Genomic DNA, 22,578 nt, shown 5'->3' with positions numbered 1-22,578 from the left:
TCTTCGACCTCGAGCACCGAAGGGTGTCGTCCTGCCCGAAGGAGTGAGCGGGTGGTGGGCCGGCACCGAACCCCGCTGAGGTGCAATTTCTGTGGGTGTGTCCGCCCGCGCCATCCAGTTCCGTCGTTCAGACGCAGGTGGACGCCCTGCGCGAACTGGGCCTCGTTCCGTCCGCCGCCATCGCATTTCGCTGGTTGACTGTGCACTCTTCGGAATCCCTTGAGTACTCCATTCGGGTAGGGTGTCGTGCGAGGTCGGGTGCCAACCTTGCTCTCCTTTCTTCCACGCGTTCGGAACGCCGGTGCGAGGCACGGCGAAGGGTCGACACCCGGAGGGCTTCGATGTCCACCATCAGAAAAGTCGCGGAACTCGCCCAGGTTTCCACGGCGACCGTGTCGCGTGCCCTGCGCGGCTCGCCCTCTGTGACGTCGGAAACTCGCAGACGCGTCGAAGACGCCGCGAGGCAGCTCGACTACGTGTTGCCGTTCATCCCGTCAAGCCTCGCTTCCGGGCGCACCAACACTGTTGGTGTAGTCACCCCCTATCTGGCCCGCTGGTACTTCGGTACCGCGATCTCCGCCATCGAGGAGGTTGTGCACAGGTCGAACCTGGACACCGTGCTCTACACCTTGGGCAGTCAGGACATCAGGCAGCGCTTCTTCGAGAACATGCCCCTGCGCAGGCGTGTCGACGCCGTCATCGTGGTCAGCATCCCCTTGGCCGAAGCGGAGGTTCAGGCCCTGCGCCGCCTCGACGTGCCGCTGGGACTCGTGGGCTTGGACATCGACGGCTTCAGCTCCGTGCGCATCGACGACCACCAAGGAGGCTGGATCGCGGCGAAGCACCTGCTGGAGCGCGGGCACCGCAGAATCGGCCTCGTCTCCGGTCTGCGCGGTGAGCCGTTCCACTTCGACGCGCCCACGTCCAGGAGAGCCGGTTTCCTGGACGCACTGCGGGACAGCGGGCTGGAGTTGCTCGACGGCATGGAGGCTGACGGCGCCTTCACCGTGGAGGGCGGCCAGACAGCGATGGAGACGTTGCTGAGGTTGCCCGAGCCGCCCACCGCGGTCTTCGCGATGTCGGACGAGATGGCGTTCGGCGCCCTTCGAGCTCTGCGGCTCCGCGGTCTGTCGACTCCGCGGGACATGGCCCTGATGGGGTTCGACGACCATGAACTGGCCGCCGCGGTGGATCTGACCACTGTCGCCCAGCCGACGGCCTCGCAGGGGCAAGCCGCCGCGGAGGCGGTCATCGCCCAGCTCGACGGAGCTCCACCCCGGCGGCAGGTCTTCGGTACGACGCTGGTGGTGCGCGCGAGCACCTGCGGAGATTGATGTCCGAAAACCCAGGATTGGGTCCGTACGATCCTGTGTCGCGCATCACTCTCTGATGCACCTTGGTGGCGCTAGGTCACCGCAGTGAAGGTCGCCCTGAGGGCTCCGTACTGGCCTGTTGCCCAAGTCGGGCAGGAGCTGCACGGGTCGGAGCGTGTGCTTGTGCGCTGACTTGGAATGAGCACCGCTTTCCGAAAATGGACAAGGTGACACCGTTGTTCATTTGATCCATGTAACGCTTGCATAGCCCACGACCCAGCGAAGGGAACGACATGCTGGCTGCAGCGGACTGTGTGATCGGCACCGGTGCTACCTGGAACACGAGTGGCGGGACCGGTTCCGCCGCAGACGAAATCCTCTCGGCCCCCGCCGTCGCGCGCCTGCTCCGCGTCGTGATCGATTCCCAGATGACGAGCATCCCCCTCGACGCCAGGGCCACCGCCACGACGATCATCCACACAGCGGTCGGCGTCATGGCAAGGTGCGCGGCGGGCAAGACCGGGACCGACATGTGGCCTGCGGACCTCAGCGACCGGGTGCGCGCTACAGCGGGCGAGTGGTCCCGCACCGGGTGCCCAGTCGATCCTGTCGTCGTCGCACTGGGGCAAGTGACCCGTGTCATGGTCGATGTGGTCGCCACGCGCCACCGGGAACCGGGGACCGCGTCCTCCTGCGTCCGGGAACTCACCTTGGCCAGTCGTCGGCTGCTCAGGGAACTCCTGGACGGAGTCAAGCGCGACACCGTCCAGGGCGAGTCCGAGGACTTCAGCGGACGGCGCGCCGTCCTCAGCGCGGTCCGCGAGCGGGACTTCTCCGCTCCCTCGTACCTCGTGTCGGCGTTGCGCCTGGACGACCTGCGCGGCCTGGCGCGCATCCGGTCCCTGGTGACGTCCTGTTCCGACCCAGGCATGGTGTTCACGCCAACTGCCGCGGGCTGCGTCGTCCTCATCCCCTGTGCCGTCAGCGCCAACGCGACTCCGGCGGCCCAGGAACTCTGGAACAGACTCGGAGGTCAACTCTGGATGGGGTACTGCTGGCGGGGCGCGGCCGATCTTCCCAGCGGCAAACGGGAGGCTTCCGACCTCGCTGCGCTCGCCGTCGCGACCGGACAGGGCCCTGGTCTCTTCGACGCGAAAAGCCTTGCACTGGAGTACACGGCGCTGGTCAACCCCGACGTGTCCCACTCGGTGCTGAAGGCGGTGGCCCCCTTGCTCGGCGACGACCTCCTGCTGGAGACCGTGGTGGTTCTCCTGGCGGCCAAGGGGTCGCGCAAGCGCACGGCCAGGCAACTGCTCATCCACCGCAGCACCCTCAACCGCAGGCTGGAGAAGATCGCGGAGTTGACCGGCCACGACCCGTCCTCGCAGCGCGGCTTCATGACGTTCTCCCTGGCGATGACGGCACGTTCACTGTTGCGCGCAGGTCTGCTTTCGAGCAGGTCGCCCAGGCCTCATCCCGTGTTGGCGTGAGCCGGCCGGGGATGAGTCCGGAGGACGCTTTCTGGCACTCGAAGAAGTGATCTGAGCAGTCGAAAAGCACGCCTCGACGGACCTGAGCCAAGTGGCCGATACCAGTCTTGGCGGCATTCCCGATCATCAGCTCTTCAGTCCTGTGTGGATAGATTGCTGTTGTGTGCGTGACCGCGTCTGCAGCCTTGCGGTCGAAACTCCGTGCCGTGCAGAAACGTTCCATGTGGACTGGCTGTCGAGTGAGCTCCACGGCTGTCCTCTGTCGTCGACGGAGAAGCTGAGATCCGGGCGCCCCTCGTAAAAGTGCGCGCTCTCCTCGAATCGCCTTGACCGACTTTCCTTGCGGTACAACACTCCGGCTGGCGACCGCGTCTCACGCGGCAGGCGGGAGCAGTGCTCTCGTTCGCCATTTCCCATGTCAGAAAGCCGGCTGAACGGAAACGCGCCCGCCAACCGGGCCTTCCCTCAACCGTTTGACGGACCGGCCCGCCCGTGAATGCTTGCGGGCGGTCTCGTGGCCGCAGAGCAACCGATGAGGACCGCCACACCATGACCGACCACACTCTCCGGCGGCAAGAACCGGACACCGGCAGCGCCGATGCGGGCGACGCTGGTTACAGCAAGGCGCTGAAAGCCCGTCACATCAACATGATCGCCATCGGTGGCGCCATTGGCACCGGGCTGTTCCTCGGCGCCGGAGGACGGCTCGCCCAAGCCGGTCCGGCGCTGGCCGTCGCCTACGCGGTGTGCGGACTCTTCGCGTTCTTCGTGGTGCGCGCCTTGGGTGAGTTGATCCTGCACCGACCGTCCTCCGGCGCCTTCGTCTCCTACGCCAGGGAGTTCCTGGGGGAGAAGGGCGCCTACGTGGCGGGGTGGATGCACTTCTTGAACTGGTCCACCACCGGCATCGCCGACATCACCGCGATCGCCCTGTACGCCCACTTCTGGTCGTTCTTCACCGCGATTCCGCAGTGGGTTCTGGCCCTGATCGCTCTGGCAGTCGTCCTGGCCCTCAACATGGTGTCTGTACGGCTGTTCGGCGAGATGGAGTTCTGGTTCGCGATCGTCAAGGTCACCGCGCTCGTGGCCTTCATGGTGATCGGCATCGTCCTGGTCGTGACCCAGCAGCCGATCGGAGGGACGATGCCCGGGCCGGGGCTGATCGCCGACAACGGAGGGATGTTCCCGTCGGGTCTGCTCCCCGTTGTCATCGTGATGCAGGGTGTTGTGTTCGCCTACGCCGGCATCGAACTGGTGGGCGTCGCCGCGGGGGAGACCGCCCATCCGGAGAAGGTCATGCCCAAGGCGATCAACTCCATCATGTGGCGGATCGGGACGTTCTACGTCGGTTCGGTCGTGTTGCTGGTGATGCTCATGCCGTGGAGTTCCTACTCGAAGGCTGAAAGTCCGTTCGTCACCGTTCTGTCGAACCTCGGTGTGCCCGCCGCGGCCGACGTGATGAACCTCGTGGTGCTCACCGCGGCCATGTCGAGCCTGAACTCCGGGCTCTACTCGACCGGGCGCATCCTGCGGTCGATGGCGATCGCGGGTTCCGCGCCGAAGTTCACCGGTGTCATGAACGCCAGCCAGGTGCCCTACGGTGGCATCCTGCTCACCTCTGCGGTGTGCGTGCTCGGCGTCGGACTCAACTACGCGGTGCCGGGCGAGGCGTTCGAGATCGTGCTGAACTTCGCCGCCATCGGCATCCTGGCCACCTGGGCCATCATCATGCTCTGCCACCTGGTGTACGTCAGGCAGGCGAACGCGGGACACCACACAAGGCCTTTCTTCCGGCTGCCCGGTTCACCTGTCACCGAGATCATCACCCTCGCCTTCCTCGCTGCAGTCGTGGTGCTGATGGGCTTCGACGACATCGGCAGGCTGACCCTGCTGTCGCTGCCCGCGATCGTGCTCACTCTGGTTGCCGGCTGGTACTGCGTGCGCAAGCGCATCGACATGCGTCAGTTCGACGAAGAGGTGTCGTGAGGACCGTGTGTTGCGGTGCGGTCGCACACTCGTCAGCGGGATCCGGTGGCGCCGGACTGCGCTGACGTTCTGCCGATCCTGTTTGGACCTGTGTCCGGTCCGCCAGGTCGTGCACGCCCTCGTCCTGCTGCGACGACGCGGCCAGGAGCCGGTGTGTGCGGTGGTTCTCCAGCCGTGTCGCGTCACCATCTGCCGGACAGGAATGCGCGCCCGCGACGGCATCGCCCTGGTGGACTGCACCCGATCGGGATGCTTGCCGTTGCGCGAGGACCACGGCCTCGTGCCGAGCTGAGCGACGGTGGAGCCAAGGGTTCTCTTGGCAGGCAGGAGGTCGTGCTGAGCTCACCCGCGGAGGTGCTGCGCCTGCTCCGGGTCGGGGAGCGTGCCGAGGTGGACGCCGACGACGTACTCGTCCTGTCGGTGGTGAGCTATGAGCCGCGCTGCGCACTTCCCGTGCCGTTCCAACCGCTCAAGCCCATCGGTGCCTCGGGACGACGTCAGTGCTCTCAGGCTGGCCTCGACCGACGTTCTGACGAGCGCGCTGCGGTGAACCGGCGGTGGTTGTCCGCCTGTCGCGGACAACCACCACCGCGTTGGGCGGGCCCGGTCCTCCGCACTGCCGGGACGAAGCACTACAGAGTCCCGTCCGCGTGGTCGTCTGGCCGCAGCCGAGCCGTCAGCCAGGCAATGGCGGCGGCGGTGTCGATCTGCTGCGGCGCGGCGTCCTCGGTGACCGGGAGCCCTGCACCACTGCGAAACCACGTGAGCAACCGACGCAGCGCGGACCGCTGCTCCTCGGCGGTCTCCGAGGCCGAGCACAGCTCGGCCGCTGCCCGGCGCACCAGCACGTGCATGCGGAAGTGCGATGGGCCGTGCTGTTCGAGCAGGTTGTCCTGTATCAGCAGACGCATCTCCCGCTGCGTTTCCACGGCTGTCGCGCCCAGCAGAGCCGCGACGCTCGGCGCTGTGCATGTCGCTCCGGGGTGCAGTGTGAGCATGCGCAGCACCCGTGCCGCCGACGCGGGCAGCCGGCGGATCGCAGACAGCAGTACCGCGTGCGGCGAGTTCTTCGGGTCGTCGGCCACGACCAGGCCTGACAGAAGCAGGTACTCCGACGACAGCTCCTCCCGCAGTTGGGCCGCGGTGTCCCAGCGCAGCCGCTCCGCAGCCACCCTCAGCGCCAGTGGCAGCCCTCCGCACAGCGCCGCGATTTCGCGGGCGTGCCTGTCGTCCAATCGGATTTCGCTCGGATGGGCGCGTCGTACGACCTCGGTCAGCAGGAGCGCGGCGGGTGTGCTCGACAGGGGTGCGACCACCAGGCGATCAGCACCTTCCCGCGCGGAGAGGCCGACCAGTCCTCGGCGGCTGATCACGACGGTGGCGCAACGGGATTCGGCGGGCAGCAGCGGCCGCACCTGCTCGGGGTCTTCGGCGCCGTCGATGACGATCAGCACCTTCCGGTCCGCTGTGCACGAACGCAACAGGTGGGAGAGGTCGGTGACGCTACGGGGCAGCAAGTCGCGATCCATGCCCAGCGCGCACAGCAACGAGATCAGCGTGGCTGAGGGAGAGCCCGGTACTCGGTCCTCGTCCAGGTCGACCCACAAGACGCCGTCGGGGAAGTGGCAGGTCCTCTTGTGGGCCCAGTGGGTCACCAGGGCGGTCTTGCCCACGCCGGCCATGCCGGTGACCACCACCAAACCCCCGTCCAGCACCGAGTCCAACCGTTCCACCTCCTCGTCGCGTCCCACCAGCAGGCTTGTGCCCAGGGGGAGTTGCCGCGGCACCGGCCACTCTCGGCTGACCCGCTCCTGTGAGGCGATCACGTACTCCGACGGCGGCCGTGACGCGTCCATTCCCTGCGGAACGGGCTCGCCGACGTGGTGCAGGGCGCGCCACCGCGCCGTCCAGGTCGCGAGGTCGGAGAGTTCGGCGTCTACTTGCGCGGAGATCCGACCGGCGTGAACCGTGCAGGTCCGCACGTAGTCGATCACGAACTCCAGCGAGGGGGTGGACCTGCCCGTGAGCGCGTCGAAGATGGTTGATCGGCGCAGCCTGCCGGAAAGTCGCGCGAGGGTCTCGTAGGACGGTTTGCCGCACGCCACCCGCAGTTGGGCGAGGCCTGCGGCAAAATTTTCGCGGCTGGTGTGCCCACGTCCGCCCGGAATGGACGCGTGCTCGACACTGGTCTGCTGGTTCACGAAGGCGAAACCTCCCGCCCGGTGGTTGGAATACCCGTCGGGAGTGATCATGTCGCGATGTCGGCCGCTACCGTCGAGGTGGTCACCGGTTTCTGAAACTGTGATTCTCTTTCTTGCTGAATTCCGGATTTTCACTTCGTCAGACGGCTCTCCCGGGCCGACGCACCCGCTCGGCCTCTCCGGCGCTGGACGCGGTGACCACACAGCGGTGCGCGGCAACGCAGGCGTACTGAGGAGTACAGGTGGTCGCCCCGGTTGGACAGCCGGCTTGTGCCCGCGATGCCGATCGGTCTGCCGGCCTCTGCGCTCTGCGGTCACGATGCCGAAGTGGCCGCACCACCGACGATCGCGCTCCCGTTGTTCGCACCGGTGATCAGCGCCGATCACCAGTGCGTCAATCATCGAAGATGGTTGTGCCGAGAAAATTTGTCCGCGCGGGGACGGATGGTTCCGGAACTCCTGCGAAATGTGCAACCGTTCGAGAATTCGAAGAATCCTCTCCGTTGTCTGTTCCGGTGTCACACCGCGGTCCGGCACCCCGTCCGGGTCAACCTGCCCGCTGCGTCAGCCGCGCTTCCAGTAGGCGCAGTAGTACCAGGTCGTGCCCTCGTACTTGCGCAGGTGACCGGAGTAGAGGTGCGGCAAGCAGTACGGCAGCTGCCCCTTGTAGTGCGCGGACTTGCTCGCGATGTGGGTGATGCCGTCGTTGAACGTCACCACCTCGCCGTTGGGGACGCTGGTGATCTCTCCGATCTTGGGGCCCACGGTGCAGGACCAGAATTTGGCCCGGCTGCCGCGATCGCCCGGAACGTGGCACCAACCGTCGCGGCCGGCCTTGACCTCGCCCTCGTTGACGTAGAAGTTGATCCCCTTGTCCGCCAGCAGGGTGCCCGCCGGGTACTGCTTGTGGAAGTAGTACCCGGCGGCGGACGCCGTACCTGCCCCGAACATGACGAGCGCGGCGATGCCAAGCAACACCGCAACGAACTTCTTGCGCATGCTCCAGTCCTTTCTGAGGTTCTTTGGTGTGCGGGAATCGATCTGTGGAACCCCATGACCTTAGAAGTGAAACAATGTCGATCTCCACCCGAAATTTGCGGAGTGAGTGATCACTTCTTCTGGATGGACCCGTTTTGATGTGGTCCGGTGGCCTCGCTGCCGGGATCGGAGGATTCACTCGAAGGAGGTCAGGGGCTGAATGGTGGTTTTCTGTTCATCACCCCTCCCGGTGTGGGCTGCAGTCTGGTCGCGATCTTTTCTGGGTCGAGGTTCTTCGTGGGTTTTCCCTGGCTGAGGGCGTAGGCAATCTGGCCCATAAGGACGGGAACCATCACGGAGGTCACGATTAATCCTGCTGCGGTCACAAGTTTCCACTTCGGCGATGCCCATGTCGGGGTTGGAACTAAAATTGTGGAATCGAATTGGTGGCGTTGCGGAAGTTGGATCAGCGTCGGTTATTTTTGCGAAACATTTTCGCTGATTTCGCAGGATGGGCCATTGTCCGCAGATTTCCGTCCACTACTTCCGGATTTCCGAGGCAAGGTGATGGATCGCTCCTGCCCGGCCTGGAGGAACCGCCATGGCTTCGGTGATCGCCGAAACCCCGTCGACCGCGTCATCGGCCACACCGTCATCTCTTTGCCCGGCGGCCCCAAGCGAGACCCACTGCGGGCCGTGGTCATCGGCACCGCCCAGGCGGGCGTCACCGTCAACAGGCAAGGTCCGATCGATCCGTCGCTGCCGTAGATCAACCTGGCCTGCTTCAGTGACGCCGCCGACGAAGACGCACAGTGAGCACGACGACGCGCGTGACCCGGCGCGGCTGGCGACCGGCAACCGCCCGGCTTGGGAAGTCGGGCGGCAGGATTCGCAGTAGCACGTTGTGCACAAGAGAATCCAGGACGCCGCCCCGCATCCCGCACCGCGAGCCCCGCGGCCGCGCTCGGCTACAGCTCACGAACCGCGGACCGCGACGAGTCGTCCACCGGCGGCCTGCCGTGCCCGATTGCGGCGGCCTCGACCCGGCACACGCCCGTGGCGACTCGACCCGCTTCGCACGGCGGCGGGAACCTGGGCTGGTGCACTGAGGCACGGCGCAACAGCGATGCAGGCCGCTCCCGGCAACTGCCTGGGAAGGTAGCGGCGGCGGCCTTCCTGCGAAGGTCACCGACCGGGATCCACTGCGGCCTGTGATCATGTGCCTTCCACAAGATCGCCCTCGCGTTCGGCGACCGACAGCGACTGGCTGTGCCGCACGGCGCCGGCGCCGGGAACCAGCACGTACCGGGCGCCGTTGTCACCGTCACCGTTGCGACACTCCGGCACGTTCACGAGATCCCGCCCTGTTGCGGGCGCCAGTCGATCTGGTCGTGCCCGACCGGCCACGGTCCTGATGGGCTGCGACGGCGAGACCGATGGGAGGCGCGGCGGGAACCTGCACCGACAGCGCTGCGCGGACCTCACCTGAGATCGCCGCGTCCCCGCTCCTGACGCGAGCGATCGGTCAGATCACTTCTCGCGCAGTTCCAGATAAAGCGGGTACGCGTTTCCGGACTTATTGCAGGTGTAAGCCACGACCGTGTGCGATTTGCCGTTGTAGTTCAGGGTCTGGCCGATGTAGTAATCCCCGTTTCGGGTGCAGTTGATCTTGTCGACATAAGTGGGACCGAATGGTCCGATCCACACCAAATCGCCAGTTCTTGCATGGGCGACCGTCGCAAGAAGACCTTGAGAAACACACGCAATGGCAAGTGCGAAGACGGCCAGCTTGGCGCGGCTGAAGTTCTTCAAGATTACTCCAATGTGGTGAATCGACTGAGGCGGTAAATTACCATGTGCTGTTGGCGCGGCAATGTGGATGGCGCAAATTTATTGCTCGCAGCTAATTTGTCCTCATTTTTCGGATGACGTTGCGGTGAAGATCTGCGACAGCAACGCGAGCACGCTCATCTCCAGCCCGGAAGCTGTGCGGGACACGCGGTAGTCCAGCCGTTCCGCCACGGCCACCACGCGCAACCGGGTCGACTCCGAGACGTTGGACAGGTCACGCAGGGCCCGCGATACCGTCGCCGTGGACACTCCCGCTTCGCGTGCGACATAGGCGATGCCGGCCATCAACCCTCCTGAGGACGTGAGGGGTTCATCCTGTCATCGTGAACGCCGTTCGTCGTGAGTCGACCACCGAGCCGGGTGTGAGTGTCGCGAAAAGAAAACTTCAGTTGTCTCGAACAGCGAAAACTCTGATTCCCTCCGCATTGTTCGGGTACGCGGAAGACGGCGGCCGCAGTCATCTCGGACCACGCCTGCGGTGAGATTTACGCCTGGTTTCGCATCTGGCCGTCGTGGCGCTCTGTGGCGTCGCTCGCTACAAGCCGTGAGGTGCTGGCGAAATCTTCCATTGTTCGAAGCGCGCAGAAATTTCCTTCTTCTGCGGAATCCTTAATCCAGAATTCGGGTTGATTAGGGATTTTTCGCGTTGAGTGACGGCGTTTTTGGGAGGTATTTTTCTGGCGAGGGTGTGAGCCTCATCGCGTCTAACGAGAGGTGTTGAACTGTGATCAAACGCGCTATGTTGTTCGCTTTGGCCGTGCTTTCGCTGTCCGCTTGCTTTTCGATCGGATCTGCATCGGCCGCGGGCGACCAGTACTACCTTTGGCGCACCTACACCAAGGGCTCGATCATCGACGACAAGGCCTTGGCCCTGTACGTGAACACCAAGGAGGTCCGGGCCAACCGCGACGGCTGGTGCTTCTACCCAGGCAACAAGAACAACCGCCGCGCGAACTGGTCATGCACCGTGAAGAGCACTGTGGTCGAGATCTACGCCCCTGAGCCCGACAGTTCCCACCGGCACCCGGACGGCAGGTACTACAAGGCGCACCCACGTGCCCAGTTCAACGGGCAGTTGCCGTACTGCCTGCCGAGCGACACGTCCCCGGAGGGTCGGGAGTCGCCCGGCAACTTCTACTACTGCGCCTACTGGGTGCGCTGAACGACCACTGACTGGCCGGGCGCGATTCGCTGACGGCGCCGGGCGTCGAGGGCTCCCCGGTCGGTGACCGCGGACGCGGCTGCCGCCCTGACGAAAGCAGCGCCACCTCCGAGGTGGACAAGCAGGGACAGCGCTGCAGTGCAGGCATCCTGTTGCTGTCCGGGCGGCGAGCCTGTCGTTGTGCTGGTTTGTCCGGCGGCAATCGTCAGGTGTGCGACAGTCGCGTTCCCGCCACGCTCCAGATGTGGCTCTCGTCGGAAAGCAGGGTTTACTCAAGGAGCACGAGCGGAATCGCTGCGGTGCCAACGATTTCTGGCGGGGCGGCTGGTTCATGCGGCGGCCGTCCCGCCAGAGTCCACAAAGGACAACCTTCTTCCTCGAGTGCAAGCGCACTCGGAGTGCACTCCGCCTTTGAGACCGTCCGCGAGTGGCTCCGCTCGTGATCCACCGGCCGGAGCGGCGACATCCGGGTGCCACCGTGCCCGACCCTCCGGGCAAAACAGTGTGACCGCACTGTCCTGACAAGATCATTGTGGTCCTGCCGCTGTCAGAAGGTAGTGACCGTCCTGCGAATGGCTTTCGGCGAGCGGGCATTCACGTGCCATGGCCCAGCGCCCGGAGACCTTCCTCGAGCAACACGGCTCTGGGGAGAGCCGTGAGGGCGTGGTGGAGCTCTGAGCGGTCTGAGCACGGCGCGACCGGCGTACGCGCCCTCGGCAACCAGGAGAATCGGAACCACTGGGGATCCGGAAGTTCACCTGGGACGGGTGAGGCGAGTGGCGGCATCGCCTGGAACGCTGCCGGCCGTGCTGGCGGACCGCATCACTTCTTGTCGGCAACTCACCGATGTGGTGAGGAGGAGGTGTTCCTCCCGCCGGGATGCGGCGACAAGGCGGGTGATCCCGCCTTGTCGGTTCGCGGTGAGGTGCGTATTCCACACGGCCGGGATGGAGGGGTCCACCTCTCAATCCCGAGCACGCTCAGGATGAGTCGGAGGTCCTGCAGCGCCGCCGCTTTGGCAACCCGCGGTCCGCTTGCGCCGCGGGCGTCATGCGCTCAGACCGCGGCCATACCTGTCGCCGATGTGCGGCAGCTCGGCGGACTTGGTGGTGGCGAGGGCGTGCGCCGTCATGGCGCTGCTGAGCATCAGCAGGCCACGCGTCGACGTGGGCTGGTAGCCGGTGATCTCCTCGATCCGGGCGAGCCGGTACTCCAGGGTGCTGCGGTGGATCACGAGTTGGCGCGCAGCCCTGCCCCGGTTGCCTTCGGCTGCGATGAAGCACTTGAGGGTGTGGTGCAGGATGCTGTTGCCCGCCAGGCCTTCAACCACCTTGGCGAGCAAACTCGCCGTGGCTGGGTGGCTGAGCACAGCGAAGTCGACGATGACCTGCTCCAGGCCGAACAGGCCGGGACGTCGACCACTGGCCACCGCCAGCCGGACGATGTCGGCGGCCTGCTGCTGGCCGCTGGGGATCTCGGCGAGAGGTTTCCACGACAGGCCGATCCACAGGTCGCCACCGACTCGGTCCCACAGGCTCTGCCCGAAAGAGCGCAGCGCACGGTCGTCGGACACCGGAGCGAGGACGTAGGCCCCGTTGGGTGCCAGCACCGAGAGCTTCTCCGTCTCGCGGTCCTGACGGACGGCCTTGACGACCCTGTCCATGGTCGCTGCGTCGGGTGAGCGCAGAGCGGCGATGGCGTACGCGGGGGCGAGTGCCGACGGGTCCGCGACCTGATCGACGCGACCGGAGAGCAGCTTGACGGCCAAAGGCTTCGCAGGGACCTGCTGGGTGCGCCCGTCGCGCACACCCTCGAACAACTCGCGCAGGAGCTGGGCGCTGATCGTCGTGATCTCACGCGCCATGGCGATCATCTCGACCTCTGTGGACAACCGTGGGTCGGAGGTCACCACGTCCATGGCCGTGCTGGTCAGGCTGCTCACCATCACCGCCACGCCGTCCGCGGGCCTCGACGCTGCGCTGCACTGCCGACCGGTGTTCCTGATGAGGGACAGCACCTCCTGCGTGCAGCAGCTCAGCGCGCCGGCTCCGGCGATGCAGGTGGCTACCACCTCGGCCAGGCAGCGGGCCACGGCGGCGTGAACGCAGGGGGCCTCGTCCACACTGGCGAGCAGGTGGTCGTGGATCCTGTCGACCAGTCCGGAAGCCAAGTGGCGAACCTGCGACGAGGGGTCCGACGGGGCGAACTCAAGGGAGTCCTGACGGCTGCCGATCACCAGTTCAACATTTCGCGAAGGCATGGTTCAGCGCCTTTCCACAAGCCGTGATCCAGTGTCGAGACAGCTTGGCCAGCTGCTGTCTCGCAGGGGATGTAAGCGTTACACAAATTGTCGTTCTTCTCAACTTATTCTCAAGATGTGAAAGCTTGGCGCTCTGCAGGATTAGATCTGCGAAGGCGTGGTGAGTGTTGGTCGAGTCGCCGAAGGTAGAATCCGGCTTTCACGCCATCAGCGTGCGCACCGCCAATGACAGCGTGAGCATGTTCAAACCGCCGGTCGTCACCGGTGAGTGACCGGTCAGCTTGTCGATCTGGTTCAGCCGGTAGTCGATGGTGCTGCGGTGGATGTTCAACCGCTCCGCGGCCCTGGTGCGATTGCCCTGGCTGAACACCAGGAGCTCCAGGGTGCGTCTGAGTTCCGCCTTCGCCATGACAGGCTGGATCATGGCGAGCAGCTTCTCCCGCACCGGCGCGGTGGTCGCCACGGCGAACTCCACGGGGAAGTCCGAGATCTGGTAGAGGCCGGGGCCCAGGTCGAACATGAACGCCAGGCGCAGTAGGCCCTCCACGGTTTTGAACGACTCCAGCGGACCGCCGAACACGAGCGGCTCGACGGCCATGACCGTTGCGGCCGGCAACCTCGACAACAGGCTGCGGCACATCCGTTCCGCCGCCTGGCGGTTGTTCATGCGCTGCACCGCGAAGAACCCCTCCGTGGAGATCTCGGTGATGGCTGCCCCGGCGCCGAGGTCGACGAGCTCCCGATACAGCTGATCCCCTTCGGGCAGCGCGCCCCTGGCGGCCAGGACGTACAGGCAGTTGTCCTCGTACCCGGTCGGTGTGGCCAAGTCATCGACGTCCGCGGGGTGCAGCACCAGCGGTGACAAGTCCGTCCGATCCACGAGTTCGGCGTCCTTGATCCTGCGGTGCAGGGTGACCACCAACTCAGCTGCGCTCGACATCAACTCCACCACGCGCCTGATCGCGGAGAGCCTGCTACCTCCTGGAGCCGCGATGAGTTCGTCGACCATGGTCGAGGCGATTTCGTTGACCACGCGGCCGGCTTCCTGAGGCCCCAAATCCGCTTGGAGCATCGAGTGCACAGCGTGACGCGCGGTCACGTCGTCCGTGTGCCCCAACCTGACGGTGGTCGCCAGTACTTCCTTGATCGCGTCCGACACGGTGGACGATCGCGGGTCGGTCGTCCACCGCGCCGACTCGTCCCGCTGACGTGAAACGGCGAAGCCGTCGTCCTCATCTCCGTTCCGATCGGGTTTCGAAGAGGTCCGATCCATTGGCACAGTGTCCTCGTTGTCGATGGGCATGCGGGCTGGTTCGTCGTTGCGCCCGCGGAGAAGAGAACTTGATCGTCGTTCTCATCTTTCGTCTCCGAAATCAGTGCTATCCGGGGAAGATGATGGGATTCTCGGGCGAAGTCTGGTTCAGTGGAAGGTAGCTAAGCGTGCAGTCCGGCGGGCGTGGTGAATGCGAGCGCTTGTGCGGAATTCTTCCGCACACCTATGGTGAGCACGGCGACCTTCGGTGTCTGAAAGTGTTCAGTGCTTCAGCGTGGGAACGCGGCCTTCAAGCCGTCAGGATGTACACGGCCAGCGCGGTGCTCAACATGTTCAGGCCGGCCAGGGTGAGGGGGGAGTAGCCGGTGATCGCCTTGATCCGGTCCAGCCGGTAGTCGATCGTGCTCCGGTGGATGCGGAGGTCCTCCGCGGCGCGAGTGCGGTTGCCCCCGAATCGGACGAGCGCCAGCAGAGTGCTCCTGAGGTTGTCCTTCGACATGACCGGTTCGAGCGCCGCCACCAGGTGCTCGCGTACGACGATCGTGCGGGCAGCCGCGAACTCGATCGGGAAGTCCGCCGCCCGGTGCACCTTCGGTTCGACGTTGAGAGCCAAAGCCAGGTTCAGCACGCGGTCGGAGTCGCGGAAAGGGCGGAACCAGCCCTTGGGCGTGATCGGTTCAACGGAAATTCTGGTCAGTGGTCCCAGCGCCGCTCTCATCCGTTCGCACATGTTGACCGAGCACGTCTCGCCGTCCACGGCAACCAAGGCTCGAGGCCGGCCTTCGAACAGGTCGATCATCGCCGCTGGGTCGGCCAGCTGCTCGATCACGGATGAGAGCCGGCTGCGGTCCAGGTCAGGTCCGTCCACGCTGATGGCGTAGAAGACCACCTGGTGCACAGCAGGCGAGGTGAACGCCATCTGGCTCGCTGCGCCGCGGTGGCTCCCGTGCCGGGTTTCATACGACGTCGACTGTCGCTCTCGCGCGCACGCCTCGTGGAACGTCGCTGCGATGTCGTCCGCCAGCAGGACGTCGGCCATCCCGCGGGCCGGCCGGTCGTGCACCCCCGATCGGGAGGCGTCGATCATCCTGCGGCGGATGATCGACGATGTCGCTTTGTGCACACCGTCGAGGAGGACGTCGAGGTCGCCTCCGTTTTTTTGCCACCAGTCGCAGAAACTGCGGATCTCAGATGTCAACGGTCTGCGTGAGCCGAAGGAGCGTTCGCACATGCTCGCCATGTGCGAGGTAAGTCTTTCCCGGTGTTGCTCCCACCGGGAGACGTCTTCTTGCGCTGTGTAGACGTCTGTGCTCGTTTGAAGCATTTTACCTCCGCGAGTTCTGCGGTGTTCTGCCTTCGCAGAATTCTGAATCGCCCTTCCAGGAGGTTCAGCCTCTCGGGTGCCCCTCAGAGCGTCCACGCGCCCTGATCGCTGCTGCTGTGCAGCTCCGCCGGCCGAGTCCGTAGCAAGCAAGAGTTCTTCTGCTGACAGGTCGTCACGTCTTGGTCGCTACCAGCTCACCTCGTGTGGAGAAGTGAAACGCTTGCAGGTCCGATCGGTCCAGCTTTCGACCTGGCGGATTGATGCCTGTCGCATACCGGCCACCGCTTGCTTCTCGCGTCCTGCACGGATAGTGGCTCGCTCGCTCACCGGAACGATTGCTGTTCGATCCCCGGCTTTCGTTGGCAGAGCGCAGCGACAACTCTCCCGTCAGAGTCGTGCGACTGGAAATGAGGATTCTTCATGGTTCGCTGACGAAGATGGCAAGCGTCCAGAATCAGTGCAGCCATGTCCAGCAGGCCGATCAGGCGCCGGGCCTTGCGCCGGCGGGGGCGTCGGGCGATGTGGTGCGGCAGGTGCGTCGTCGGAGTCGCCGTGCCTTCCCCTCCAAGCCGCGCAGGCCGCGCTGCGCCAGGTGCAGCGCCAGCGCGATCACGAAGAGCAGACGGTTATGGCCGACTGGCTGCCGATGTTGCCGTGACCGTCGAACGCGGTCGTGACCGTCATGACCTCGAGTCCGGCGTTGAGCAGACCCGTCGAGTCGCGTGAGTAAATCACTCGCCACACCACCGCAGTCGCGACGCAGTCGCCCGGACCGAGAGGCTGCGTTCCGACCGGAAGGCAATCTCATTCCCATCGCTCGCACTGTTTCCAGTCGGCATCGGGCGTGGCGCTGAAACGGCCTCGACGCGGCATGCGCGGCAGTACGTCATTTGATCTGGTAGCCGCCGTTGTCGGCGAACGTCCTGTCGATCTCGCGAGCCGCCTTGCTCAGCTCTTCCTTGGCGTCCGAGCCTCGGTAGATCGCGCTGAACGCGCTGGAGAACGCCTTGCTGATCACCGGGTAGCCGGGGGTGACCGGACGCGGCACAGCGACGCACTCGGGCGTCGGGGACTGGCTCCCGCACGTCCGGTTCAACTGTTCGGCGAACAGGGCAAGCGGGCCGTCCTCGCGATAGGCGGCACTCCTGATCAGGCCGCTGCGGGTGCCGGGAGGAGCGCCGTTGGCTGCCGTCATGGCCTCTACCGACTTGTCCGACAGCAGGTCGTCCAGGAAGATGCCCGCGGCCTTGGCGTTGTCACTGCTGCTGGAGATGCCCCACGCCCACGAGCCTTGGCCGGTCTTCGCACCCTTGCCGAAGTCCGGCAGTGGCAGCACGACCAGGTTCGTGCCCAGCGCCTTGGAGTACTCGGGGTAGGACCAGTGACCGGACCAACTCAGCGGCACCCGTCCCGAGGAGAACGCCTTCGCGTCGGTGTTCGCGTCCACGAACTGCCGCCACGACGCGACCCGCCTGATGGCGGCGACGGCGGTGTCGGAGTCGAGCGTCCCGGCCGCCTTGCCGTCCGTCATCAACCCGGTGCCCGCCGAAGACAGCACGGGGGAGAAGGCGTACGAACCCCATTCGTTGTCGAAGCCCACGTTCTCCGCCACGTCCAGGACCTTCTGGTCGGCATCCGCAATCGACAGCTTCGTGAGCACGGAATCGAACTGCTTGACAGTCCACGCCTCGTCGACGTTCGTCGGGTACGAGACGCCAGCCGCGTCCAGGAGCGACTTGTTGGCGTAGAGGCCCAGACCCGAGTCGAACATCGCGAGCCCGTAGATCTGACCGTCCGCGGCCGTTCCCTGGGCGATGACCGAGTTCGTGGCGTTGTTCTCCGTCCGCGGGTTGATGAAGTCGTGCAACGAGGAGAGCTTGCCGTCGTAGACCAAGCTGCTCATCGTCGGACCGTCGAACTCCAGCACGTCGGGAAGGGCGTCGAGCGAGGCCGCGGCGATGGTTCTGGCGTAGTCCGCCTCGGGGATGAGCCTCAACGAGGCGGTCACGCTCTTGGTCGCGGAGTTGAAGTCGGAGACCGCCTGCTGAAGAGCGGTCACCTCGCCGGGCTGGCCTTGATGCGCCCACACCGTGATCTCGCCGGTTCCACTGCCGGACTTGGTGCCCTGCCCCGAATCACCTCCCGTCGAACTGGAACACCCTGCCGTGATCAGGGCCGCTGTGATCACTACGGCGGGCGCAATCCTGCGCCCTGGCCTGGACCTCATCGTTCCTCCTGCTCGACCGGCGGGCGTCGGCGTTCGAATGTGGACGTTGGCCAGGCCAACCAGGTCAGAGGCGGACCACGCATGAGGACGGGGTGTGCTCCACGATCATGGAACACACTCCGTCCCGTCCGGCGGAGTCGCGTGGTGGCGCGGTCCGGGCCGGGTTCAGGCCCCTGCAGCCCGAACTGCCTCCGACTGTAAGCGGATCGCCCTTCACTGCTGCGGTTGCGCGCGAACCTGCAGTTTTTCCCTCATTCCGAGGAATCATGGGTGCCGACGACCTGCCGCTGTGCGGTCTTTGTGTGCGAATGCCGAGCTGTCGGCGACATCTTGACCTTGAGCTCGGTGCACAGCGCGTCGGATGTGGCGGAGGTGTGCGTCGCCTCAGCTCGGGCTTTCGGTCGATCTTGTAGAGGCGGGCGTCCGACGGTGTCAGGTCGATGCCGACCGTCATGACGCCATACCTGAAGTGCACGCCCGTCTGTGGGCGTGACCGCTCGGTTCTGCTGGTGATCGCCACTCGCCAGGATGACTGATCTTCTCGCCCGCGAGCGGGCTGAAGTCGGCGGTGCAACGGCTTTCCCGGCGCGTGCCGAGGCAGAGAACTGATCCTGATTCCGTTGCCGTGCCGGCCTTGTGAACTCAGTCGTGCTCTTCGACTCAAAGCGGGCGGTGTCGTGACGTCCAGGCTTGTGCCTGTGGCGGCTGGTGGCATCGGGGATGTGCGGGCGGATGGCGTCACTGACTTCGAGGTGCTCGCCGTGGTCGCGCGAAGCTGTCGCGCACTTGATCCGGCGCAGACCGATGAGTGGAAAAATCTCGGAATCTCAACGAGTGGCAGTGTCATTGGGTTCCGCCATGCTTAACCTAATTCGAGGAAGGTTGTTGTGGGTGTGAGACAGGTGGTGCGATTTGTCGAACTTGGTGAAAAGGTCTTTCCTTCTGTTGTTCGCGGCGTTGTTCGTCATGTCGTCCAGTCAGCACGTGGCCCATGCGGACGACTACTACTTGCTCGGCCGTTTCAACGTCTTGGCTGACAAGTACGTCAATGCTTACGTCAACTTCCGAGACGCTCAGGAGCACAATGGGTGGTGTTATGTGCCGAAAAATCCTGATATGCGCAAGAACTCATGGTCCTGCACCGTGGTCGAGGACCTGTCCGGTGGACCTAGAACCTTGATCAGAAGCCCTGGCGACGGGGCTCGTGCAGACTTCGCCGGTGCCACCCACATCGCACGGGTGCGCCAGCCGTCCGCGAACTTCAAACCTTTCTGTCTTCCTCGGTACGAAGAGGTGTCCAGCCGAATCCACCTGGTCTACTACTGCGCTTACTGGGTTAGGTCGTGACAACTGCTCGCGCAAGGCCTGCGGCCGAGGACAGGTAGGCACGGCGATGTGCCAGGCGACGCAGTCTGCGGTGGGTGGGCCTCATGTGAGGTCGAGTGATCGCAGGCTGCGAAGCCTTCCGGCTTGACGACAGCCGTCTGGCTGCGGGCACTGTCCCCGGTGCGGCCCGGCCGTGAGGCACCTCGATGCTCACCGTTGTCATCGCTGCCCAGACGGCTCCAGGGTGGTGGCGGCTGACACGGAGGCCCACAGCGCGTCGAGCAGCGTGGTGAACACCTGCTCGTGATCGTCCGTGTCCAATGCTGGAAGATTGCTGGCGATCCTGGGGAACCGGCGTGGAGAGATCGCGACGCGAACGCCAGGCCAGGACCGTTCCTCAAATATCCTGACGCGGGCTGGAAGTATCGCGTAAGCCGCTCGCATGCCAGCGTAAGCAAGCAACGCGTCGGTGAGCATCCTCTGATGGCGAGCTACGGCTTCACCTCGAAGGCCAGTCTCCTCCAGGCTGCCCAGGATCAGTTCGATAACAGCGAACTCGCCAGGACCGCGCGTAATGCAGGAAGCGTTCGTTGCGATGTAGGGATGAGCCACAAACACGTCTACCAGGTGCAGTGCAAGTGTTCGCACTCGTTCCTGTGGGGACAAGCCGGCCGCTACTCGGTTGACGGCCGTTTGCAACAGTCTGTCGCCGACGGCCAGCAAGAGTTCTTGATGGTTCACGAAGTACCGCCACAGCGTCGACCTGTCGACTCCGAGCTCCTCGCCGACGTTTGCGCCGGTCAATCCCTCTGGCTGTGCCCGTGCCGCGACGGTCACTGCAGCGGTGACAATCGACTCACGAGTCAACATCGGGCGTCGGCCTCTGGGCACGATCCACCTCAATCATCCATGATGTCATACGATGTAACTTGAACACTGTCTCATTGCCGTCCTTGCGGCGAGCCTGGTTGAAGATGTTCCTCGAAGTTCGGATAGCGGACGATGAAAGTGTTCTTGCTTCGTCGCTAGTGCGGGCCAGGGGAGACTTCGGCAAGTCGACGTGGACGCTCTGATCCTCTTGAGGCCACGGGATCGGTGGCGGCGACACTTCCCGCTCGAGGAACTCGTAGAACGCCCGGCGCCGGCAGAGCTGAGATGACTTCTCAGTCTGGAAGTGCAGGCAGGACGCCGTTCCGGGATGAGGTTCAGCGTCTCAATCGAGACACCCGCTCCTTGGTCTCTCGGCAAACGGCTGAGCACTGGTCGCGTGTCAGCGATCAGGTTCACTCCAGACCGTCCACATTGCTGCATTTCCGAAATTTGCTGAAATCTCTGTAATTGTATGGATTGACGCACATGACGCATCGTTTGGCGCTAAACTTTTTCCGGATCTTTCCTTTCTGCTGAACTTGTGACTGGCGGTCGAACGCCAATTCGATCCCTTCAGCGTCTTCGCTGCGGCGGCACACCTTCGCGTGCTGTTGACACCTACCGGCGTTCGAAGATGTCACGCCGTGTGCCGGCGTCCGACGAAACGCGAAACCACCACTTCTGTTGGCGAGAAGGACAGTGGCATGATTGATGAGCAGGACGACGAGACCTACGACTACGACTACGACGTCGGCATCATCGGCGGCGGTCCGGCCGGGTCGACCCTGGCCTGCTACCTGGCCAAGGCGGGGATGTCCGTCGCCGTGTTCGAAAGCGAGTTCTTCCCGCGCGAACACGTCGGTGAGTCACTGCTGCCCACGATCATCCCGGTACTGCACGACATCGGCGCCATCGACAAGATCGAGAACTGCTCTTTCGCGCGCAAGTACGGTGCGGCGTGGATCTCGTCCCACTCCAGCCCGGCAGGCACCACGGAGTTCTGCGCCAACTCCCGCGAGTTCGGTGTCGCCGAGCTCGCCTACGGGGAGCCCAACCAACCCGGAGTGGATCGCGGTTACAGCTGGCACGTCGACCGCAGCCAGTTCGACCTGATCTTGTTGAAGCACGCCGAGGACCTGGGCGCCGAGATTTGTGAGGGTGTGAGGGTCAGCCGGGTTGATTTCGCCGAATCTGACAAGCCCCTGCTCGAGGTGAAGGTCGGTGGCCTGCGGGTCGACATCCCGGTTCGGATGGTGGTCGACGCCAGCGGGCGGCAGACGCTCCTCGGCGACCAACTCGAGCTCAAGGTCAACGAGCCGGCGTTCGACCAGTGCGCGGTGCACACTTGGTTCGAGGACCTCGACCAGGTATCGCTGGAGCGACGGCCGCTGTACGCCGACTACACCCAGGTGCACTTCCTGCCGCAAGAGGAAACTTGGGTGTGGCAGATCCCGATCACCAGAACGATCACGTCGATCGGTGCGGTCACCCAGAAAAGGCGTTTCAAGGCTGACATGGACGACTCGGAAGGATTCTTCTGGAAGGCCGTGAACGGCTGCCCCGGACTTCCTGAGGCACTTGGCAAGGCGAAACGAATCCGTAAGTTCATGTCGGAAGACGACTGTAGATACAGCATGCAAGAAATTTCCGGTGATGGCAGGCTGCTCGTCGGCGACGCGGCGTCGTTCGTCGATCCGATCTTCTCCAGCGGCGTCAGCTTCGCAATGATCAGCGCCAGGCTCGCTGCGAAGACCATCGTCGCCGCTCACCATGCAGGCGACTTCGCCAAGGCACGGTTCGACGACTACGTAAGCACTCTCCAACGAGGCATGCGCATCTCGAATGACTTCTCCTCCATGTACTACCGGCTGAACGTGCTTTTCAACGTTTTTCTCGACGATCCTCGCTATCGGGACGATGTCATCCGGATGTTGCAGGGAGACGTGTTCGACATGGGCGAATCTGTCGCTCTCACTGCCATGAAGAAGTACATCGCTGCCAGGGACCCGCAGCGCAGGTGACGAGGTGGATGTAGGACTTGCCGGAGTTCGTGTTGACACTGGTGACCTCGCCAAGCTGCAACCGGTAGATCGCCTGCGAGCGCGGGCCTCTGATCGTGGCGACCGCACAGGTCCAGTTGCGTGCCAGGTCAGCTGCTCAAAGCGTCTTCGTCCTCGCGAATCGTCTTCTGGTGCGGGCCCCGTGACCGCCGGACCTTGCCAGGCGAAGGACGCCGCGACGAGCAGTACCGCGGTCACGCACCCGTGCGCGGGTCCCCCGCGGCGTGGTGACTGCTCGGTGTGGTGAAGAGGACGAG

Annotated in this window: 17 protein-coding genes; 6 read left to right on the top strand and 11 right to left on the bottom strand. The window is 64.5% G+C overall.

Translation table 11 applies throughout. The features are described from left to right. The first annotated feature begins 341 nt into the window (after positions 1-341). The 3 genes from DFR72_RS38810 (at position 342) to DFR72_RS38800 (ending at position 4,789) form a co-directional block, all read left to right on the top strand. Entirely contained in the window at positions 342-1,334 is a 993-nt protein-coding gene (locus tag DFR72_RS38810) for a LacI family DNA-binding transcriptional regulator (RefSeq protein ID WP_090071572.1), read from the top strand. Between the two features lie 407 nt (positions 1,335-1,741). Beyond that, complete coding sequence (locus tag DFR72_RS38805) at positions 1,742-2,803, top strand: helix-turn-helix domain-containing protein (protein WP_170176602.1); 1,062 nt, start codon at positions 1,742-1,744, stop codon at positions 2,801-2,803. 549 nt (positions 2,804-3,352) lie between these two features. Beyond that, positions 3,353-4,789 carry an amino acid permease gene (locus DFR72_RS38800; protein ID WP_090071576.1) on the top strand — a complete coding sequence of 479 codons (1,437 nt, stop codon included), beginning with the start codon at positions 3,353-3,355 and terminating at the stop codon, positions 4,787-4,789. Positions 4,790-5,421: 632 nt separating this feature from the next. Here DFR72_RS38800 and DFR72_RS38790 read toward each other — a convergent pair. Together DFR72_RS38790 and DFR72_RS38785 are read right to left on the bottom strand one after the other, a co-directional pair. After that, positions 5,422-7,041 carry an AAA family ATPase gene (locus DFR72_RS38790; RefSeq protein ID WP_170176601.1) on the bottom strand — a complete coding sequence of 540 codons (1,620 nt, stop codon included), beginning with the start codon at positions 7,039-7,041 and terminating at the stop codon, positions 5,422-5,424. Positions 7,042-7,554: 513 nt separating this feature from the next. Then, positions 7,555-7,989, bottom strand: a complete 435-nt coding sequence (locus tag DFR72_RS38785; protein ID WP_090071580.1) for a hypothetical protein — start codon at positions 7,987-7,989, stop codon at positions 7,555-7,557. A 498-nt stretch (positions 7,990-8,487) separates the two neighbouring features. On the opposite strand from DFR72_RS38785, the gene DFR72_RS38780 reads away from it, so the two are divergent. Continuing rightward, on the top strand, positions 8,488-8,736 hold the full coding sequence (locus DFR72_RS38780) for a hypothetical protein (protein WP_143086951.1): 249 nt from the start codon (positions 8,488-8,490) through the stop codon (positions 8,734-8,736). Between the two features lie 447 nt (positions 8,737-9,183). Here DFR72_RS38780 and DFR72_RS46030 read toward each other — a convergent pair whose 3' ends face one another. The 3 genes from DFR72_RS46030 to DFR72_RS38775 form a co-directional block, all read right to left on the bottom strand. Beyond that, positions 9,184-9,321: a hypothetical protein gene (locus DFR72_RS46030; RefSeq protein ID WP_170176600.1), complete on the bottom strand. Its 138-nt coding sequence runs from the start codon at positions 9,319-9,321 to the stop codon at positions 9,184-9,186. Positions 9,322-9,498: 177 nt separating this feature from the next. Continuing rightward, positions 9,499-9,780 carry a hypothetical protein gene (locus DFR72_RS45175; RefSeq protein WP_143086952.1) on the bottom strand — a complete coding sequence of 94 codons (282 nt, stop codon included), beginning with the start codon at positions 9,778-9,780 and terminating at the stop codon, positions 9,499-9,501. Positions 9,781-9,882: 102 nt separating this feature from the next. Continuing rightward, the gene (locus tag DFR72_RS38775; RefSeq protein ID WP_090071584.1) at positions 9,883-10,104 is read right to left on the bottom strand and encodes a LacI family DNA-binding transcriptional regulator; all 222 of its coding nucleotides are present in this window, start codon (positions 10,102-10,104) and stop codon (positions 9,883-9,885) included. 439 nt (positions 10,105-10,543) lie between these two features. Here DFR72_RS38775 and DFR72_RS38770 point away from each other — a divergent pair, with 439 nt between their 5' ends. Then, positions 10,544-10,981, top strand: coding sequence for a hypothetical protein (locus DFR72_RS38770; RefSeq protein ID WP_143086953.1), 438 nt, complete (start codon positions 10,544-10,546; stop codon positions 10,979-10,981). 1,048 nt (positions 10,982-12,029) lie between these two features. Here DFR72_RS38770 and DFR72_RS38765 read toward each other — a convergent pair. The 6 genes from DFR72_RS38765 to DFR72_RS38740 all read right to left on the bottom strand — a co-directional run bounded on the left by DFR72_RS38765 (position 12,030) and on the right by DFR72_RS38740 (position 20,294). Beyond that, on the bottom strand, positions 12,030-13,151 hold the full coding sequence (locus DFR72_RS38765) for a PucR family transcriptional regulator (protein WP_170176599.1): 1,122 nt from the start codon (positions 13,149-13,151) through the stop codon (positions 12,030-12,032). 289 nt (positions 13,152-13,440) lie between these two features. Further along, a complete protein-coding gene (locus tag DFR72_RS38760; protein WP_170176598.1) occupies positions 13,441-14,274 on the bottom strand; it encodes a helix-turn-helix domain-containing protein in 834 nt (277 codons plus the stop codon). A 529-nt stretch (positions 14,275-14,803) separates the two neighbouring features. After that, positions 14,804-15,637, bottom strand: coding sequence for a PucR family transcriptional regulator (locus DFR72_RS38755; protein ID WP_170176597.1), 834 nt, complete (start codon positions 15,635-15,637; stop codon positions 14,804-14,806). A gap of 810 nt (positions 15,638-16,447) precedes the next feature. After that, positions 16,448-16,573: a hypothetical protein gene (locus DFR72_RS47615; protein WP_256239966.1), complete on the bottom strand. Its 126-nt coding sequence runs from the start codon at positions 16,571-16,573 to the stop codon at positions 16,448-16,450. Between the two features lie 151 nt (positions 16,574-16,724). Continuing rightward, positions 16,725-17,897, bottom strand: coding sequence for a type 2 periplasmic-binding domain-containing protein (locus DFR72_RS38750; RefSeq protein ID WP_211335684.1), 1,173 nt, complete (start codon positions 17,895-17,897; stop codon positions 16,725-16,727). Positions 17,898-19,610: 1,713 nt separating this feature from the next. Then, the gene (locus DFR72_RS38740) at positions 19,611-20,294 is read right to left on the bottom strand and encodes a TetR/AcrR family transcriptional regulator (RefSeq protein WP_143086954.1); all 684 of its coding nucleotides are present in this window, start codon (positions 20,292-20,294) and stop codon (positions 19,611-19,613) included. A 671-nt stretch (positions 20,295-20,965) separates the two neighbouring features. Between DFR72_RS38740 and DFR72_RS38735 the strand changes: the two genes are divergently transcribed. Next, on the top strand, positions 20,966-22,282 hold the full coding sequence (locus DFR72_RS38735) for an NAD(P)/FAD-dependent oxidoreductase (RefSeq protein WP_090071600.1): 1,317 nt from the start codon (positions 20,966-20,968) through the stop codon (positions 22,280-22,282). Positions 22,283-22,578 lie beyond the last annotated feature (296 nt).

It is taken from the genome of Lentzea flaviverrucosa, from assembly GCF_003350445.1.
In the GTDB taxonomy this organism is placed as follows: Bacteria; Actinomycetota; Actinomycetes; order Mycobacteriales; family Pseudonocardiaceae; genus Lentzea; species Lentzea californiensis.
Note: the sequence above shows the minus strand (reverse complement) of the source record. Positions and strands in the feature narration are given on the sequence as shown.

Excerpts from the sequence above, each read along its gene's own strand:
- DFR72_RS38810 (WP_090071572.1), top strand. The coding sequence starts at position 342 with ATGTCCACCATCAGAAAAGTCGCGGAACTCGCCCAGGTTTCCACGGCG.
- DFR72_RS38805 (WP_170176602.1), top strand. The coding sequence starts at position 1,742 with ATGACGAGCATCCCCCTCGACGCCAGGGCCACCGCCACGACGATCATC.
- DFR72_RS38800 (WP_090071576.1), top strand. The coding sequence starts at position 3,353 with ATGACCGACCACACTCTCCGGCGGCAAGAACCGGACACCGGCAGCGCC.
- DFR72_RS38790 (WP_170176601.1), bottom strand. The coding sequence starts at position 7,041 with ATGATCACTCCCGACGGGTATTCCAACCACCGGGCGGGAGGTTTCGCC.
- DFR72_RS38785 (WP_090071580.1), bottom strand. The coding sequence starts at position 7,989 with ATGCGCAAGAAGTTCGTTGCGGTGTTGCTTGGCATCGCCGCGCTCGTC.
- DFR72_RS38775 (WP_090071584.1), bottom strand. The coding sequence starts at position 10,104 with ATGGCCGGCATCGCCTATGTCGCACGCGAAGCGGGAGTGTCCACGGCG.
- DFR72_RS38735 (WP_090071600.1), top strand. The coding sequence starts at position 20,966 with ATGATTGATGAGCAGGACGACGAGACCTACGACTACGACTACGACGTC.